Raw genomic sequence first — 14,838 nt, 5'->3', positions numbered from 1 at the left:
CGGCAACGTGCCGGGCGACCGCATCGACGCCGGGGCGGGCGTACCGCTCCAGGGAGCGGACTGAGGCGTGGCGGGAGCGGGCCAGCAGCATCGGAGTGGCGGTGCCGCTCTCGGCGTCGTGGGTGAGGGCGCTGTGGCGGAGCTGGTGCTAAGTCCAGCCGTCCAGGCCCTCGATGGGCGCTGTCACGTTGGCTGGCCCGTGGGATGATCTTCGGGTTGATCACGTTGGGGGAGCCGTCCGTGGTGGGTGCACCGCCGTCGTACAAGGGGCACCGACACCGGTCGAGGTCATCTCGCACTGCGTGTGGCTGTACTTCCGGTTCCCGCTCAGTTTCCGTGAGGTGGAGGAGCTGATGCTCGAGCGCGGCGTGACCGTCTCCCACGAGACCGTCCGCCGGTGGTGTGTGAAGTTCGGGCAGGCCTACGCCGACGGACTGCGCCGCCGGCGGCCCCGGCCCGGGGACAAATGGCATCTGGACGAGGTCTTCATCGAGATCAACGGCGAGCGGAAGTACCTGTGGCGGGCCGTCGACCAGGACGGCAACGTGCTCGACATCCTCGTCCAGGGGAAGCGGGACAAGGCCGCGGCCAGGCGCTTCTTCCGCAGGCTGACGAAGAAGACCGGTGCGGTTCCGCGGGTGGTCGTCACGGACAGGCTTCGCTCCTACGGTGCCGCTCACCGCGAGGTCATGCCCTCCGTCGAGCACCGCTCCCACAAGGGCCTGAACAACCGGGCCGAGAACAGTCACCAGCCCACCAGACAGCGTGAACACGCGATGAAAGGCTTCCGCTCCGCCGGCGGAGCACAACGCTTCCTGTCCGCGTTCAGCGGTATCTCACCCCACTTCCGACCCCGCCGCCACCTCATGGCCGCACCCGACTACCGCGCCGAAATGACCGTCCGCTTCACCATCTGGGAGCAGATCACCGGCGCCACCGGCCTGCCCACCACACCCTGAGCACACAGCCGGAACCCGACCGCACCACACCCTGTCACGCCGTCAGACACCCACCCAACAGCGTGACAGTGCCCTCGGCAATCGTGCCGCCCCGGTGTAGTCGCGTCCTTCGACACGGCATGGCGCTCAGTCGCCGTTCCGCAGGCCGGTCAGGACGAGGTCGACGGTGCGTTCGACCAGGGCGGCGTCCAGTGGGGCGTGCCGGAAAAGGGCCCGGTAGTAGACCGGCGCCGCGAGCGCGTCGAGGGTGAATTCCATCTCGGCTCGGTCGAGTTCGCGGATGTCGCCGCGTGCGGAGGCGGTGCGCAGGACGGTTTCGGTGCTGCGTCGGCGAGCGTGGAAGACGTCGTCGAGGAAGCTCTCGCGCAGCTCGGGTTCGCGGGCGAGGTCGGCGACGAGCGCGGGCAGGACGGGGCCCAGGACGGTGGTCTCGAACGCGGTGACCAGGCTACCGATGCCGACGAGCAGGTCCGCGCGCAGGTTGCCGCTGTCCACTGTCGGTGTGGTGCCCAGGACTGTCGCCAGCGCGTCGGTGACCAGGTGCTGTTTTGAGGGCCAGCGGCGGTAGATGGCCGGCCGGTAGACGTCGGCGTTCTTCGCCACCTGCCCGATGGTGAGGTCGGCGTAGCCGACTTCGGCGAGCAGGTCGAGCGTCGCGGCGCGCACGGCGGCGTCGATCTGCGGATCCTTCTGGCGGCCGGCGGTGCGCGGGGGCGGGGGCACGAGTGAGTCCTTTCGGTCGACTTGCGGACTGTAGCCGGATTTTGAATTGATACAGGTCGTACTGTATCAATTTGAGGGTGACCCCGGCCCAACCCGGCCTCCCTCCATCGAAGGACCTCCTATGTCCACTCCGCCCCCGCGCCCCCCGACGCTCCGCGATACCGCCCCCACCTCGCCCCTACCGATACCGGCGAGGACCGGTCCGGCGATTGGCGCCCTGATCGCGCTCGCCCTGGTCGCGCTCGATCTACGGGCACCGGTCACCGCGATCGCCCCCCTGCTCGGCCGCCTTCGCGACGACCTGGGCCTGTCGGCCGCGGCGGTGAGCATGCTGACCGCGCTGCCGGTGCTGTGCCTGGGCGTATTCGCGTTCGCAGGCCCCGTGCTCGGACGGCGGTACGGCGAGGCGCGCGTGGTGCTCGCGAGCCTGACCCTGCTCGCCGTCGGTGCGACGCTGCGACTGCTCCCGGGGGCCGCGGCGTTGTTCGTGGGCACGGTGCTGGTCGGCGCGGCGATCGGGCTCGCCAACGTGCTGCTGCCCGGCCTGATCCGGCGGCGCTTCGCAGGCGCGGTGGCCGGGGTGACCGCGTTCTACTCGGCCTTCCTGACCCTGGGCGGCGCGGGCGGTTCGGCGGTCGCGCCACCGTTGGCCGACGCGACCGGATGGGCCTGGCGCGGTGCTCTGGCGCTGGTGGCCGTGCCTCTGTCGATCGCGGCGATCCTGGCCTGGTGGCCGGGGGTTCGCGCGAAAGCGCGGGCCGTCGACGCGCCGACGCCGGAGCGCGTGCGGCTGTGGCGGGACGCGACGGCGTGGCGGGTCACGGTGTTCTTCGCGGCACAGGCGCTGTTGGCGTACGTCGTGTTCGGATGGCTGCCCACGATGGCCCAGGATCGGGGCATCGGCGAGGCGCAGAGCGGCCTCCTGCTGTCGCTGACCAGCCTGGTGGGTGTCGCGGGGGCGGCGCTGTTGCCCATGGTGTACCGCCGGCTGTCCGACCAGCGTGGGCCTGCCGTGCTCGTGGCGGTGCTCAGCGGGGCGGGTCTCGCCGGCATCGTCCTGGCCCCCGCGCCGACGGGCGTGTGGGCCGCGTCCGTGGTCCTGGGGCTCGGGCAGGGGGCCGGATTCGCGGTCGCGCTGAGCCTGATCGGGCTGCGTACCGGCAACGGCGACGAGACGTCGGCGCTGTCCTCGATGGCCCAGGGCACCGGCTTCCTGATCGCCACGATCGGCCCGTTGGGCGCGGGGCTGCTGCACGAGGCGAGCGGCGGGTGGGGCGTGCCCTTGGCGACGCTCCTCGCCGTGTGCGCGATCCAGGCAGCCGCAGGTCTGGGCGCGGGGCGCGCCGGGCAGGTCCGGGGCGGGTCCGGCCCGAAAGCGGCCTGACACTTGACACCTGACAGGGCGTGGGCGGGGCGAGAGCCTGGGCACGGTCTTCCGCCGCTGTCCCGGAGTGCGGGTCGGGGACGGCCTGTCACCGGTCCCTGTCGTAGCACCGGTTCCGCCTTCGGCGGCAGAACCGCCGACCGGCTTCCGGTGCGGGTGTCCTCGGTCTCGCCGCGAAGGCCGCGTTCGTTTGACAGATCCTCGTGAGGGGTGTCCTGGTGCACTGTTGGGCTGAGTGTGTCGGCGCCTACGCTGATCTTTTCGCGCAGTGATCGAAGGGTCTGGTGGTGTTTCCCGGCTGTCAAGGCTGATGGGTTTCTCGGCGGCGGGGTGGGTGAACAGTGCGGGGGCTCGTCATCGAACGGTACCGGCTTCGTCGGGATGGGCGCCGTACCCGTCAGTGAGTGGCTTCTCGGTGCGGCGCTCGTCGTGTCAGGGCAGGGGCGCGGCGTGCTCCCGGGCGGACTCGGCGGCCTGCTCCAGCGATTGCCGCGCCGATTCCTTGGCCAGCGGCACTAGTTCGGACATGGCGGGGTTGACGGGGGGCATCGTCAGTTGGTGCGTGATGATCTCGACCTGCAGGCCGGGCCCGCCGTCCAGTGCCTTCTCCGGGTAGTTGGTGTCGAATTCGAAGCCGGCCCGCGGCGTGCCGGGGTGGTGGGAGCCGCCGCGTGAGGCCGCGGCCGCGACGTGCTTGCCGGACGGTGCCATATCCTCGCCGAAGGTCCGCCCTGCCAGGATGATCTGGTCCAGCCAGGCCTTCGGGGCGGACGGGATCGTGAGGTTGTGCATGGGGGCGCCGATGAGGACGAGGTCGGCCTTCTCGAATTCGGCAATGAGCTCCTCGCGCAGGGCGGGGACGGTCTCGGTGGTGGCGTCGACGGTGGCCCTCCCCGGGTCCTGCCCGGGTTCAGGATGACGGCGGCCTTTGCCGATCTGTATGACCCGGAACTCCCTTCGTGCCGTCTCCACTCCGGGATCCCGGTCCGAGACGGCCGTGCCCCGGACGAAGCCGCACGCGGCTCAACGGCGGGACACACCTCTGGGGTACCGAGCTGTCGTGGAGGTCGGGGGTTTCCTCGCGGCGAAGTGGAACCCGGCAGGCCTCCGGGGGCGTGTACCCGGGAGGCCTGCATGTGTTCACCCGTTCAGTTCCGCGGGTCGTTGGCGCGGGCCTCGGCGGCGGTCTTCAGGTCGTGCAGCCATGCTTCGAGGCCCTGGCGGAGGATCTCCGTCGCGGTGGGCACATCCGCGTCGACCTGGGCACCGGTGTGGGTTTCCTCGGTGCTCACGCGGACGCCGCCCTCGACCTCGGTGAAGTTCCATACATGGACGCCGTCGATGCGCAGCCCTTCACCGATCGCGGGGCCGGTCCAGCGGATGCAGGAGCTGGGCCTGAGCTGCTCGACGGTCGAGGTGATCTCCAGCTCGGTCGCCGGAGTCGCGGGGTTGGGGGGTATCGGGGTCGTCCACCGGAACGCCGAGTCCTTCCGGAGGGGGCCGTGGTCGAGGCGTTCCGCGGTCTTGACGGCGGCCTGCCAGGACGGCCAGCGTGCCACGTCCGTCTGCAGTTTCCAGACGGTGCGCAACGGCGCGTGGATCAAGGTCTCGGTCCTGTGGCGAACGCGCGCGTCGGGGTCGACGCCTTCCCCGCGGCAGGTGAGGGACGTGCCGGGGCGGTGGTGAGCGGCTCCGGCGGGTGCGGCAGCGGTGGCAAGGACGGCGAAGGCGAGCGGGACGGTGTACAGGGTGGTGCGGATACCGGGCATGGTGTTCCCCTTGTCAGTTGTCAGTTGTCAGTTGCCGGGCGGGAGCTGCCTGTTGAGTGCGCCCTGCCTGCCGGGCGGATGTCTGTCGTCGGACGGGGCGGTGAGCGGGACGGCCGCATGGCGCACCCCGAATGAGCTAGAAGCTTGCATGTTCGTTAGAGGTTATAACTGGCAGGCGATGAGGGCAAGGTGTTGCGTGATAGCTTCTAACGAAACCTTGAAGGTGCAGCAGAGTGAGCAGGGAAGGCGGTGGGACGTGGGGAAGCCGGATCCGAAGACCCCGCGGGAGCGCTACCGCGCCCAGGTCCGCGCGGAGATCAAGGAACACGCCTGGGAACAGATCGCCGCGGCAGGAGTGCCCGCGCTTTCCCTCAACGCGGTCGCCAAACAGATGGGCGTGAGCGGCCCCGCGCTCTACCGTTACTTCGCCGGCCGCGACGAACTGATCACCGAGCTCATCCGGGACGCGTACCAAAGCCTCGCCGACACCTTCCGCACGGCCTTCGCCGCCGGCGCCGACGTGACCGGGCTGGCGCACGCCCTGCGCGACTGGGCCCTGGAGGACCCCCAGCGCTACTTCCTCATCTACGGCACCCCCGTGCCCGGCTACCAGGCTCCCGAGGACACCACCAGGATCTCCGCTCAGATCATGGCCACCCTGCTCGACGCTTGTGCGGCCCTCACCCCGGATAGTCCCACGACACCGTTCGGCGCCCACCTGGAAGAACACCGGGACTGGGCCGACGGCCACCCTGCCCCGCCCGCGGCGCTTCACCAGGCCCTGACCTTCTGGACCCGACTGCACGGCGTCCTGTCCCTGGAACTCGCGGGCCACTTCACCGGAATGGGCCTCGACCCCGCCCTGCTCTTCGCAGCCGAACTCGATGACCTGCTCACGCAGCAGGCTTGACGTCACCCGCTTCCGGCGTCGAGTCGACGGCTCACGTCGACATCGTCGCGGAGATACCCGAACGCGCAGGCGCCTTCCTGCGGTACGCGGCGGACCCGGAGCCGCTGATGCGCCGCCCGGTGATCGGGCCGTTGGGAAAAGGGGCGTCCGGGGGCTCGGCCGGGAACCGGCCGCTACTCGCGGCTCCCGGGCCGACTGCATCCTGGCAGGCACTCACCCGCCCGCCTACACCTTCCCCGGTCGAGCCGCTCGCCGGCCTGGACGACCATGTCTTTCGTGCCAACGCGGTCACCGAGCACGCGAACGCTGGACAACATCCGCAGCGTGGCCGGGACGTCCTCCCAACGTGCCCGCCTGCTGGCGGTGTACATCACAGCGTGGTTCTCGCTGCTCGATGCTTGGCGAGATTCTCCTTGTCAATCCCCTCGAACCGTGGAGATCTTCTAAGCGGCCAGCTCCAAGGCGGGGTTGGCCCGGTGGTCGTGCTCGTAGTCGATCGGACTCCGATACCCACACACGCTGTGTAGTCGGTGTGTGTTGTAGAAGCCGGTGATCCAGGTCGCGATCCGCAGCCGGGCCTCGGTGCGGGTGGCGAACGTGTGCCGGTGGACGTACTCGACCTTGAGCACGCTCCCCGCTGCTTGCCCCGACCCTGGACCGCCTGGACGACCTGGGACCGCTGCCCGACGACATGACCGTGCAACTGGACGCTGGCTACGACTCGGACAAGACGATCGGCCAGGTAGCCGGAACGGGCGGGATCAGAACGTCCCACACCCGGCCGCAGACGGCAGCGAACTCCTCGGGGCGCGCGCTCGGATCGCGTACGTATCGACCAAGGCCGGGACGGTCAGCAACCTTGGCCAAGGGTTTTCGGAGAATCCTGGCAGTTTATTTCCGTCGCTGGGACGGTGGTGCTGTCGCTCGGGGCGGCAGGCCACTCGCGGTGTCCCTCGTCGTGCCAGAGCGGGCGTCGGTCGACCCGTAGGCCGAGGATCTCCGGTCGCGCGTAGTGGCCGCGGGAGTCGACCCAGACCTTGACGGCGTTGATGTCGGCGAGGTCGATCCCGGCGGTGACGAGCTTTTCCTCGGGGCCGGTGTGCGGGCCGGCGAGGTACTGGTTGAAGGGGTGGATCACGGCAGACCAGCCGCCGCCCGCGGTGATGTGCTTCTGCGGTCCGATGGTGGACTCCATCCACCGCAGGCACGTCTCATCCACCGGGTTTCCTGCGGAGATGACGAACGTCTGGGCCGTGAGCGCGTGGGTCTTCATCATGGCGTCGATCTGGATGTCGGCGACGGCCTCGAAGCCGGTCATGGTGGACAGACCGGGCCATGCGGCGGCGTGGATCTGCTGGCCCTGGGTGATCAGGGACTGCCGGGCCAGGTTCATGGTGTGTTCCCAGCAGGCCAGGCCGCCGATCCGGCCCAGCGTGCTGTCGAAGACCCTGAGGGTGGCGCCGCCGCCCTGAGCCCACACGATCCGTTCGGCATAGGTGGGCTGGAGCTTGCGGTGTACGCCGAGGAGAGTCCCGTCGGGTTCGATGAAGACCTGGCTGTTGAAACACGTGCGGGTGCCCGCGAGCCGTTCGCTGACACCGAGGACCGTGCCGACCCCGGTGCGGGCACAGGCGGCCCGGACCCGGGCGATCTGCGGGCCGGGCACCTCGACGGACGCCTCGGCGTAGGCGGCGTTGGCGTCCTGCTGGTCCAGCGGGGCGTACGCCTCGATCCAGTAGGGGTAACCGGGCACGAAGGTCTCGGGGAACACCAGCAGATCGATGCCCTCCCGGCCGGCCTGTTCGATGAACGAGATGACCTTGCCGACGGTCGCCTCGGTATCCATGAACACCGGGGCGGCGTGCACCGCCGCGACAGTTCGTTTCGTGGAAGCGGGAGATGACATCGGAGCCCTCCTCGGAGGCGGGGTGCACCGGCGGGGGTCAGCCGCCGAGAGGTGTCCGGGGTGCATGGTCCGGATGCGGATGAACAAGATCCGAGCATGTACGACATCTCTGCGCAAGGGCCCATGGCCGCCGTGCCGGATCGATGCCGCCGTGATCACGGCCCCGTGCCGGTGGACAGGCCGGGGTTGGCGTTGAGGTTGGTCCCGAGCTCCTTCCACAGCGGCCATCGCTGGAAGGGCTGGAAGGGGATCGCTACTTCGGCGAGGATCGCCGTGGCCAGGCGGAGGAACTGCTCCCCGACCCCCAGCGCCTGGGCGATGTTCCCCAGACGTACCACGGCGTACCCGCCCTTCTCCCCGTTGAGCGCCGCGAGAAGGGATCCCCGGATCTCGTTGAACAGCGGAGCCGAATCCAGTGCGGTCCGGTACTGCTCGATCGTGGGACCCGCCAGGAAGGCGCCCTCCACGTCCCAGGCGGGAAGCGTGCTTCCGACCTTGACCAGGTCGTCTTCCAGCTCTTTCGGTGGGTCGATGAAGCGGTCTGAGTCAGCGTTCACGGTCTCGGGCATGTGCTGTCCTTTTCTGCGGATTCACGCCGGGTGGGCCTTGGAGCCGGCCTTTCGTCCGTGCTCATCGGCAGCGGTGGAGAGGCGGGAGTCTGTTGAGGACAGGAGCGGCACGCGTCACCGCTTCATTGCGGCGTAATTGATCAGGGTGATGGCGACTACAAGGGTGGACACCTGCCACGCGCGACGGGAGATGGGGCCTCCAGGACGTTCAGGCATACGAGTCGAGCGCCGTGAGGTCGTCCAGGTCGACGACCGTGAAGTCCTGCAAGCAGCGGACCAGCTGTGAGGCCAGGAACCACCGCAGCTCTGACGCTCGGTACGGAATGGGCGTGTCATTCCCGGCCAGTGCCACGATCCCGTCACGGGTCCACTGGTAGGGCGTGCCGATGACCCCGTAGAGGGGGGCGCTGCGCACCATCAGGGTGGTGTAGCCCTTCTGAAGGTGCGGACACTGCTCAACTGCGACGCGCAGGTGCGCCAGGCAGACCGGGGGCTGCGAGGTGCGGAGGATGTCCCCAGGCCGCGGAACGCCCTTGGTGGCGTGTGCCAGAAACGGATATCCCTCCGGTGTTCTGGTAGGGCCTGCGCAGATCTGACAGTGAAGCCGTGTCATCGTTTCGCGCTGCCTGGCGGGGTGGATCAGCCGCCACCGCGGGCGCCCAGACGGCAACCCGTCCCGACCGATCAACTGCGAGCACCGGCCCCACAGCACACCCCGCGGATCGCGGTCCTCCCGGCTCTCGTCCATGCCGTCCAGACCCGTGACTTCACGACGGTCTTCGCCATGGCCCGCGAACACGGGATCAGCTACTACCGGATCGGTGAAACGTCCGGCATGAAAGCCGATCGGGTCTCCAAGGTCGCGCGCGGCGAGGCGACGGTGACTACGCTGGACGCAATCGAGCGGGTCGCGGACGCGCTTCGGATTCCCGGTGCCCTTCCGGGCCTTGCTGCGCGACCCTGGGAGCACAGCTCCCCGAGACCGCACCCGGAGTCCGACGATGGAGACGACCCAATGAACCGCCGCCAGGTGCTGCGCGGCGCACTCGCAGCCGGCCTCACCACAACGGCGCTCACCGCCCTCACCGAATCCCGCCAGCCGGTGGACCTCGCCCTCACCGCCGACACCTCCCCGGCCGATCTGTCCGACCTGGAGACGGCCGCCGAGGCGCACGGCTACGGCTATCACGGCCAGCCCCCGACTCGGGTTCTGGCTGATCTCGCGAGCGACTTCGTCAACCTCCGACCCCTCCTCGACAGCCCGCAGCCGGTCGCCACACGCATCCGGGTGTGCCGCACTGCCGGGCAGATGTCAGGGATGATCGCGATCGTGCTGCACGACCTCGGCGCCCGGAAGGAGGCCCGGAAGTGGTTCGCCACCGCCTCCAAGGCCGCCCGGGAGTCCGGCGACCGACAGCTGCACGCGTGGGTCCTGGCCCGCGAAGCGATGGTGCCGATCAACTACGGCGCCCCGCAGGCAGCCGCGCTCCTTGCCGAGCAGGCCCGGCAGACCGCCGGGAATCGGCCGACAGCCGCCGCGACCCTGGCCGCCGCTGTCGCCGCCCGCGCCTACGCCCTGTCTCACCAGCCAGATCGAGCCCGCGAGGCGCTCACGGCCGCCGACATGCTCATGGAACGGCTCGACGCCAGCGCACGTGCCGACACGTGGCTGACTCACGGCGAGCAGAAACACCACGTGCACCTGTCCCACGCGCTCACCGCACTCGGCGACACCCCACGAGCCCGCGAGAGCCAGCAGCGGGCGCTGGAACTGTCCGCGCCGACCAGCACCATGACCCGCTCCCTGCTCGCCATCGACGCGGCCGCCTGCTTCCACCACGACGGCGATATCGAGCAGGCGTGCCAGCGTGCGGTAGGCATCCTGGCCGCCCTCCCGGATGCTTACCGCACCGGACTCGTGCACCACCGCGCGCTGGACCTGTACTACTCGATCCCCGCCCAGCACCGCGAGGAGAACGCGGTTCGCGAGCTGCACGACGTCCTTGCCGCCTAGAAGCACCCCGAGCCCGACCACACCGACGATCCGATCGCCGCCGATCAGGGCAAGCGGCGTTTCCACGCGACAACAGGCCGCCAGCAGCGGGTTCCCAACCCGTACGCCCCGCTGTCCCGCCCACACCGGCCGTCCCTCCGCCTCCCGTGCACATGCTGTACACGCCGCCCGCCGTGGTGTCGAAACGCCAGGTGCAGCGGGGCGGGTTGCGTGGTCTTCTGCGACGCCTTCTGGGCGGCCGGTAGCCAGACACGAAGGCGCGGGCTGCTTGGGTAACCACAGGATGCAAGAAGCCGCAGCCCGCCGACAGAATGCTCGGACAGTGACAACTCGAATCGGAACCTACAGCCGTGTAGGTTCCGATCTGACTTGTCGTCCGGCGAGCCGCTGACCTGGGTTCCCGCGTGGCTGTCCAGACGGTTTGTCGGCGGATTCGTCCAGTCGGTCTGTCGGAATCCTGAGCCGGGCCGCTGGCGGACGGCATCGGCCGTGGGGACCAGCGGTACAGCCGTTGGCGCTAAGCACTTGATCACGGTCGTCTAGCACAGGCGCTCGGCCGTGTGCGGGGGTTCACCCGAAGATCCTTGATCACTGGCGGGGGTGACTACCGTCCGCCGCTTGCCCGTGGAATTCCCGACTGAAAGGCCGAGGTGTGTGGGAAGTTCGCTGAGGATCCGACGAGACCCGAGCTGGAGCGGTTCTTCCTCCTGGACGACGAGGACCAGAAGCCGCGAACCGGGGGATCTACGGGGCGCGCTGGACGGTCTGTGACCTTGTTTCAGCAGTAGCCGCTGTTCAGGAAGCGACGCTGGGAGGGCTTGCCCAGTTCCAGTTCGATGTCGACATGGCTCGGGAGCCTGTCGAACGCCGTGTTGGGAAGGATGAACTCCCTGCCAGTGTACTTCTGGAGCACCGACTGCTCGCGGGCCGGCTTGCAGACGAAGGGATTCGCGTACGTGTTGTAGCCGAGTCCGACACCGGTATTGAGGAACCCCACGTCCTGACACTGGTACAGCACGCCGCGCAGTGCGGCGGCGGTCTTCGGACCCTTGTACCGCGCCGCGAAGTTCCGGAAGCACGACTTCGACTCGCCCGTGGCGTAGGGAGAGGGGCCGGCGGCCGCCAGTGCCCCGAGAAACGCCGCGTTGCAGCCGATCTTCGCCGACACGTCCTTTCCGTTGAGCAAGGCGGTCCTGCGGCAGCCGGTCACCGCCTGGAACGCGTCGACGACGTCCTGGCGCGGGCCGAGCCGGGAGTACACGTAGGCAAGCCGGGTCTGGGCCGCGAGCGGATACGCCCCCGTGTTGCCGAACTCCTCGTCGAGCAGCCGGAACCATGTCTCGAAGGCTGGCACCTGAGCCCGTACGCCGGGCGAGAGGGTGTAGACGGCGAGGTCCGTGGGCGTGTCCCAGGTGTTGAGGCCCGGATAGCCGACGTACGACAGGATGCCGATGCCGACCTTCGGCGGGGTGTCGCCGTACGTCCTGCGCAACTCCAGGAAGCGCTCAAGATTGGTGTTGGAGCCCGCCCGCGCGTACCAGAAGCCACGGGGGTACGGCGAAGCGCTGCCGCGGGCGTGCGTGGTCCCGAACAGCGACGGCGAGACGCACCTGACCTGCCGCGCGTCCCATGCGGCTCGGTACGCACGCGGCGTGGAGATGCAGCGGGGCTTTCCGTCCGCCGCCGCGCTGGAGGATTCCGGGATTGCGCCCCCGAATGCGAGGGCGCAGGCCGCGAGGACGACGAGTGACATCCGGCCCCGGCCGGCTCCCAGACGCTTGAGGCTCATGGCTGCTCCTGAAGCTTGGTCGGTCGATCTCCGGGGAAGTATCGGTCCCGCCGCGGTTATTTCTCCGCAGACAGTCCGCATGCCGAGTCCCGTTGGGCCGGCCGGGCGCTTCCGCGCCCGGCCGCACGGTCCTCGGCTGCCTGACCCGCGTACGACAACAGCCCCTCGAATTCGCCACCTCGTTGGGGGCCTACGAGCCTGAACGCCTCGGAAACCCGCAGCTAGGAGCGTGGGTCGGTAATGGCCCAGCCGACGAGCGGTTTTGGATCGGCTGATGGCCGGTCGCGGCCGTTTGTTCGGGCCTGGTGCCGCAGTGGTGGGCTCGGTGGGCCGTTGTTCAGGGGGCTCCGGCCGAGCCGTCAGGCTCGGGCGGCGGCCAGCCCGGCGGTTCCGGCGTGCCGGAAGATCTTGCGGAGGTTGTGGCAGGCCGCCAGCAGTCGCCATTCGCCACGGCCCCGTTCTCACCGCGCAGCAGCAGTTCACGGCCATCCTGGCAGGTCATAATCTGGCCGAATACGGGTTCGACGATGGCCTTGCGGCGGCTGTAGGCGGCGCGGCCGGGTTTGGTCCGCAGCTTGCGGGCCATGCGCTCACGGGCCGTGGCGTCCTGTGGGATGCGTCCGCGCGGTGCGGCGCTGACCTGCTCGTCGTGGGTCAGACGACCGGTGGCCATGAACGTGTCGGTGCCGTGCTCTTCCTTGCGGTCGGCCGCGGCCGCGAGGTTCGCCTCGGAGCAGTACCCTGCGTCGACCAGCGCCTGCTTGGGATGGATACCGGTGTTCGCGGCGGACTGGTCGAGCATCATGGTGTAGTTCAGCACGTCCGAGGGGTTCGTCGTCACATCGGCGGCGGTGATGATCTGGTGCGCGCCGTCCACGACGGCCTGGGCGTTGTAGGCCTGGATGTAGGCCCCGTCGCTGTTCTTCATGATCCGGGAGTCCGGGTCGGTGAAGTTGGCCTGCGCCTTGTCCATCGGCCGCGCAACCTCGGCGGCCTTGTCTCCGGCGGCCTGCACAGCGTCGGGATTGTCGCCGGCACCGGACCGCCCCTGGCGTCGGCGTTCCTTGTCCTCGGCGTGGCGCCGAGCCCGCTCGGCGGCCTCGGCCTCGATCTGCGCGCGAGCGGCCTGCATCTTCGCCAGGCGCTTCTCCCGCCGGTCCAGCTCGCCGGGCAGATCGGTGTCCTTGCCACCGCGGCCGAACTTCTCATCCTCGGCGGCGTCGACGGCGGCCGCGTCGGCCAGCAGCGCTGCCGCAGCGGCTTCGAGTTCTGCAATCTCCGCCTCGACGTGCTGCTCCTTGTCGACCAAGCGGGCGTAGCTCATCGCCTTGTGCTTTGAGGCATTGGCCTCAAGCTTCGTGCCGTCCAACGCCACCCTGTCCATCTTCACCATGCCCAGCCTCTGCGCCAGGTGCAGCGACTGGGTGAAGATCCCGGCCAGGGCGTCCAGGTGCCGGGCCCGGAACCTGGATATCGACCGGTAATCCGGGCCGGCCCCGGCGGCCAGGTAGCGGAACGCCACATCGTCCACGCACCTGCGCTCGATCGCCCGCGACGAGCGCACCCCGGTTGTGTAGCCGTAGATCAGCAGCCGGACCATCAGACGCGGGTCATACGGCGGGAACCCGCGCTTCTCGGTGTAGGCCGCCAGGATCGGGGCCAGGTCCAGGACCTCGTCGACCAACTCGGCGACGAACCGCGCCAGATGGTCCTGCGGCAACCACTCATCCAGCGACGGCGGCAGCAACATCATCTGATCGGGGACGAACACCCGGAACGTCTTCTTCACCGGCACCGTCGGCGCGGTCTGCGGCTCCACCACCGCCGCCGTATCCACCTCGAACAGGCCATCCCCACCAGACATACCAGGATTCTTCCATATGGAAGACCACGAACACGAGGCGGCGTCGGGCTCAACTGCCTGATTGACCGCCCATGTCCGCGGCCAGCGCCGCGTAGATGTACTCGCTGCCCCAGCGATCCCCGTCGAGGTCGTTCTCGACCAGGCGCGCCTCCCGACGCATCCCGAGGCGCTCACAGACCCGCACAGACCCGGTGTTCTCCACATCCAGCCGTGCGTAGAGCCGGTGCACGCCCAGCCTGTCGAAGGCAAACCCGGCCAGCGCCACGGCCGCCTCGGTCGCATAGCCGTGCCCCTCGTGACGTGGGTCGAGAGTCCAGCCGATCTCGGCCTGGGCGGCGCGGGCATTGGCCAGGGTGAGCGTCACCTCGCCAACGACGCCGGGCTCATCGCGTCGGCACACAGCAAGCGCCAGCTTGTCCCCGTCGGCGCACCAAACCGAGTGCGCCGCGCGCTCGGCCGCAACCTGCTCGCTGCGCTCCCGCGTGTGCGCCGGCCGGTACAAGTAGCGCGCCACGCTCGGCAGGCTCTGGTAGGCGTACAGGTCGTCGACGTCGCCGGGAGTGAACAGACGCAGCGACAACCGGGGCGTGGTCATCGGCAGCAGCGAGGCGATGTCCATGCGGACCTCCGGAACGCGGATTTGGATCAAGATGCGGACTGATTGTCGCATCACGACTGACGGGCAGCCACGCCTTTTCAACAGCAGCGCCCGACAGCCCCACTCCACCACGAGGCGCGGCATTCCAGGAGTTGTTTACTGACCCACGCTCCTAGCGGCCGACAGGGCCTTGATGCCACTCACCCAAGGGGCTGACCTGCGGGTTCTCTGGAAGCTCGCAGAGGATGCGGTTTTCTCGCATCTGATGCGAGTAACAGAGAGTGGTGGATCAGTGGGGTTCAACGGTTCGATACCAGGGGCGGCGAGACTGCTTCTGGTGGATGGGGTCACTT

General features: G+C 69.1%; 12 protein-coding genes and 3 pseudogenes. 5 read left to right on the top strand and 10 right to left on the bottom strand.

Annotation, left to right across the window (positions count from 1 at the left end):
• Window positions 1-204 precede the first annotated feature (204 nt).
• A pseudogene (locus tag NRF20_RS01800) lies at window positions 205-959 on the top strand (IS6 family transposase).
• A gap of 126 nt (window positions 960-1,085) precedes the next feature.
• Here NRF20_RS01800 and NRF20_RS01795 read toward each other — a convergent pair.
• On the bottom strand, window positions 1,086-1,682 hold the full coding sequence (locus NRF20_RS01795) for a TetR/AcrR family transcriptional regulator (protein ID WP_413751834.1): 597 nt from the start codon (window positions 1,680-1,682) through the stop codon (window positions 1,086-1,088).
• A gap of 121 nt (window positions 1,683-1,803) precedes the next feature.
• Between NRF20_RS01795 and NRF20_RS01790 the strand changes: the two genes are divergently transcribed.
• Window positions 1,804-3,066 (top strand): MFS transporter, encoded by a 1,263-nt coding sequence (locus NRF20_RS01790; RefSeq protein ID WP_398635131.1) that lies wholly within the window; start codon window positions 1,804-1,806, stop codon window positions 3,064-3,066.
• Between the two features lie 432 nt (window positions 3,067-3,498).
• Here NRF20_RS01790 and NRF20_RS01785 read toward each other — a convergent pair whose 3' ends face one another.
• Both NRF20_RS01785 and NRF20_RS01780 read right to left on the bottom strand, forming a co-directional pair.
• Window positions 3,499-4,038, bottom strand: coding sequence for an NAD(P)H-dependent oxidoreductase (locus tag NRF20_RS01785; protein WP_398635130.1), 540 nt, complete (start codon window positions 4,036-4,038; stop codon window positions 3,499-3,501).
• 176 nt (window positions 4,039-4,214) lie between these two features.
• Entirely contained in the window at window positions 4,215-4,835 is a 621-nt protein-coding gene (locus tag NRF20_RS01780) for an SRPBCC family protein (RefSeq protein ID WP_413751833.1), read from the bottom strand.
• 256 nt (window positions 4,836-5,091) lie between these two features.
• On the opposite strand from NRF20_RS01780, the gene NRF20_RS01775 reads away from it, so the two are divergent.
• Window positions 5,092-5,745 carry a TetR/AcrR family transcriptional regulator gene (locus NRF20_RS01775; RefSeq protein WP_413751832.1) on the top strand — a complete coding sequence of 218 codons (654 nt, stop codon included), beginning with the start codon at window positions 5,092-5,094 and terminating at the stop codon, window positions 5,743-5,745.
• Window positions 5,746-6,188: 443 nt separating this feature from the next.
• Here NRF20_RS01775 and NRF20_RS01770 read toward each other — a convergent pair whose 3' ends face one another.
• Window positions 6,189-6,374: an IS3 family transposase gene (locus NRF20_RS01770; RefSeq protein ID WP_398635127.1), complete on the bottom strand. Its 186-nt coding sequence runs from the start codon at window positions 6,372-6,374 to the stop codon at window positions 6,189-6,191.
• Between the two features lie 2 nt (window positions 6,375-6,376).
• On the opposite strand from NRF20_RS01770, the pseudogene NRF20_RS01765 reads away from it, so the two are divergent.
• Window positions 6,377-6,479: pseudogene (locus NRF20_RS01765) on the top strand (IS5/IS1182 family transposase); the annotation flags it as partial.
• 116 nt (window positions 6,480-6,595) lie between these two features.
• On the opposite strand, the gene NRF20_RS01760 reads toward NRF20_RS01765, so the two are convergent.
• The 3 genes from NRF20_RS01760 to NRF20_RS01750 form a co-directional block, all read right to left on the bottom strand.
• Window positions 6,596-7,651, bottom strand: a complete 1,056-nt coding sequence (locus tag NRF20_RS01760; protein WP_413751831.1) for a carbon-nitrogen hydrolase family protein — start codon at window positions 7,649-7,651, stop codon at window positions 6,596-6,598.
• A gap of 155 nt (window positions 7,652-7,806) precedes the next feature.
• The gene (locus NRF20_RS01755; protein WP_398635125.1) at window positions 7,807-8,220 is read right to left on the bottom strand and encodes a hypothetical protein; all 414 of its coding nucleotides are present in this window, start codon (window positions 8,218-8,220) and stop codon (window positions 7,807-7,809) included.
• Between the two features lie 208 nt (window positions 8,221-8,428).
• The gene (locus tag NRF20_RS01750; RefSeq protein ID WP_398635124.1) at window positions 8,429-8,638 is read right to left on the bottom strand and encodes a hypothetical protein; all 210 of its coding nucleotides are present in this window, start codon (window positions 8,636-8,638) and stop codon (window positions 8,429-8,431) included.
• Window positions 8,639-9,004: 366 nt separating this feature from the next.
• On the opposite strand from NRF20_RS01750, the gene NRF20_RS01745 reads away from it, so the two are divergent.
• Window positions 9,005-10,234 (top strand): hypothetical protein, encoded by a 1,230-nt coding sequence (locus NRF20_RS01745; RefSeq protein WP_398635123.1) that lies wholly within the window; start codon window positions 9,005-9,007, stop codon window positions 10,232-10,234.
• Window positions 10,235-11,012: 778 nt separating this feature from the next.
• Here NRF20_RS01745 and NRF20_RS01740 read toward each other — a convergent pair.
• The 3 genes and pseudogenes from NRF20_RS01740 to NRF20_RS01730 form a co-directional block, all read right to left on the bottom strand.
• On the bottom strand, window positions 11,013-12,023 hold the full coding sequence (locus tag NRF20_RS01740) for a hypothetical protein (RefSeq protein ID WP_413751830.1): 1,011 nt from the start codon (window positions 12,021-12,023) through the stop codon (window positions 11,013-11,015).
• A gap of 359 nt (window positions 12,024-12,382) precedes the next feature.
• Window positions 12,383-13,887: pseudogene (locus NRF20_RS01735) on the bottom strand (IS1182 family transposase).
• A gap of 49 nt (window positions 13,888-13,936) precedes the next feature.
• Window positions 13,937-14,506 (bottom strand): GNAT family N-acetyltransferase, encoded by a 570-nt coding sequence (locus NRF20_RS01730; protein ID WP_398634188.1) that lies wholly within the window; start codon window positions 14,504-14,506, stop codon window positions 13,937-13,939.
• Window positions 14,507-14,838: the final 332 nt, after the last annotated feature.

It is taken from the genome of Streptomyces sp. R-74717 (assembly GCF_047305335.1).
Lineage (GTDB): Bacteria > Actinomycetota > Actinomycetes > Streptomycetales > Streptomycetaceae > Streptomyces > Streptomyces atratus.
The sequence above is the reverse complement of the archived record's forward strand: the minus strand, read 5'-3'. Positions and strand labels throughout refer to the sequence as shown.

Excerpts from the sequence above, each read along its gene's own strand:
- NRF20_RS01790 (WP_398635131.1), top strand. The coding sequence starts at position 1,804 with ATGTCCACTCCGCCCCCGCGCCCCCCGACGCTCCGCGATACCGCCCCC.
- NRF20_RS01780 (WP_413751833.1), bottom strand. The coding sequence starts at position 4,835 with ATGCCCGGTATCCGCACCACCCTGTACACCGTCCCGCTCGCCTTCGCC.
- NRF20_RS01760 (WP_413751831.1), bottom strand. The coding sequence starts at position 7,651 with ATGTCATCTCCCGCTTCCACGAAACGAACTGTCGCGGCGGTGCACGCC.
- NRF20_RS01755 (WP_398635125.1), bottom strand. The coding sequence starts at position 8,220 with ATGCCCGAGACCGTGAACGCTGACTCAGACCGCTTCATCGACCCACCG.
- NRF20_RS01750 (WP_398635124.1), bottom strand. The coding sequence starts at position 8,638 with ATGGTGCGCAGCGCCCCCCTCTACGGGGTCATCGGCACGCCCTACCAG.
- NRF20_RS01745 (WP_398635123.1), top strand. The coding sequence starts at position 9,005 with ATGGCCCGCGAACACGGGATCAGCTACTACCGGATCGGTGAAACGTCC.
- NRF20_RS01740 (WP_413751830.1), bottom strand. The coding sequence starts at position 12,023 with ATGAGCCTCAAGCGTCTGGGAGCCGGCCGGGGCCGGATGTCACTCGTC.
- NRF20_RS01730 (WP_398634188.1), bottom strand. The coding sequence starts at position 14,506 with ATGGACATCGCCTCGCTGCTGCCGATGACCACGCCCCGGTTGTCGCTG.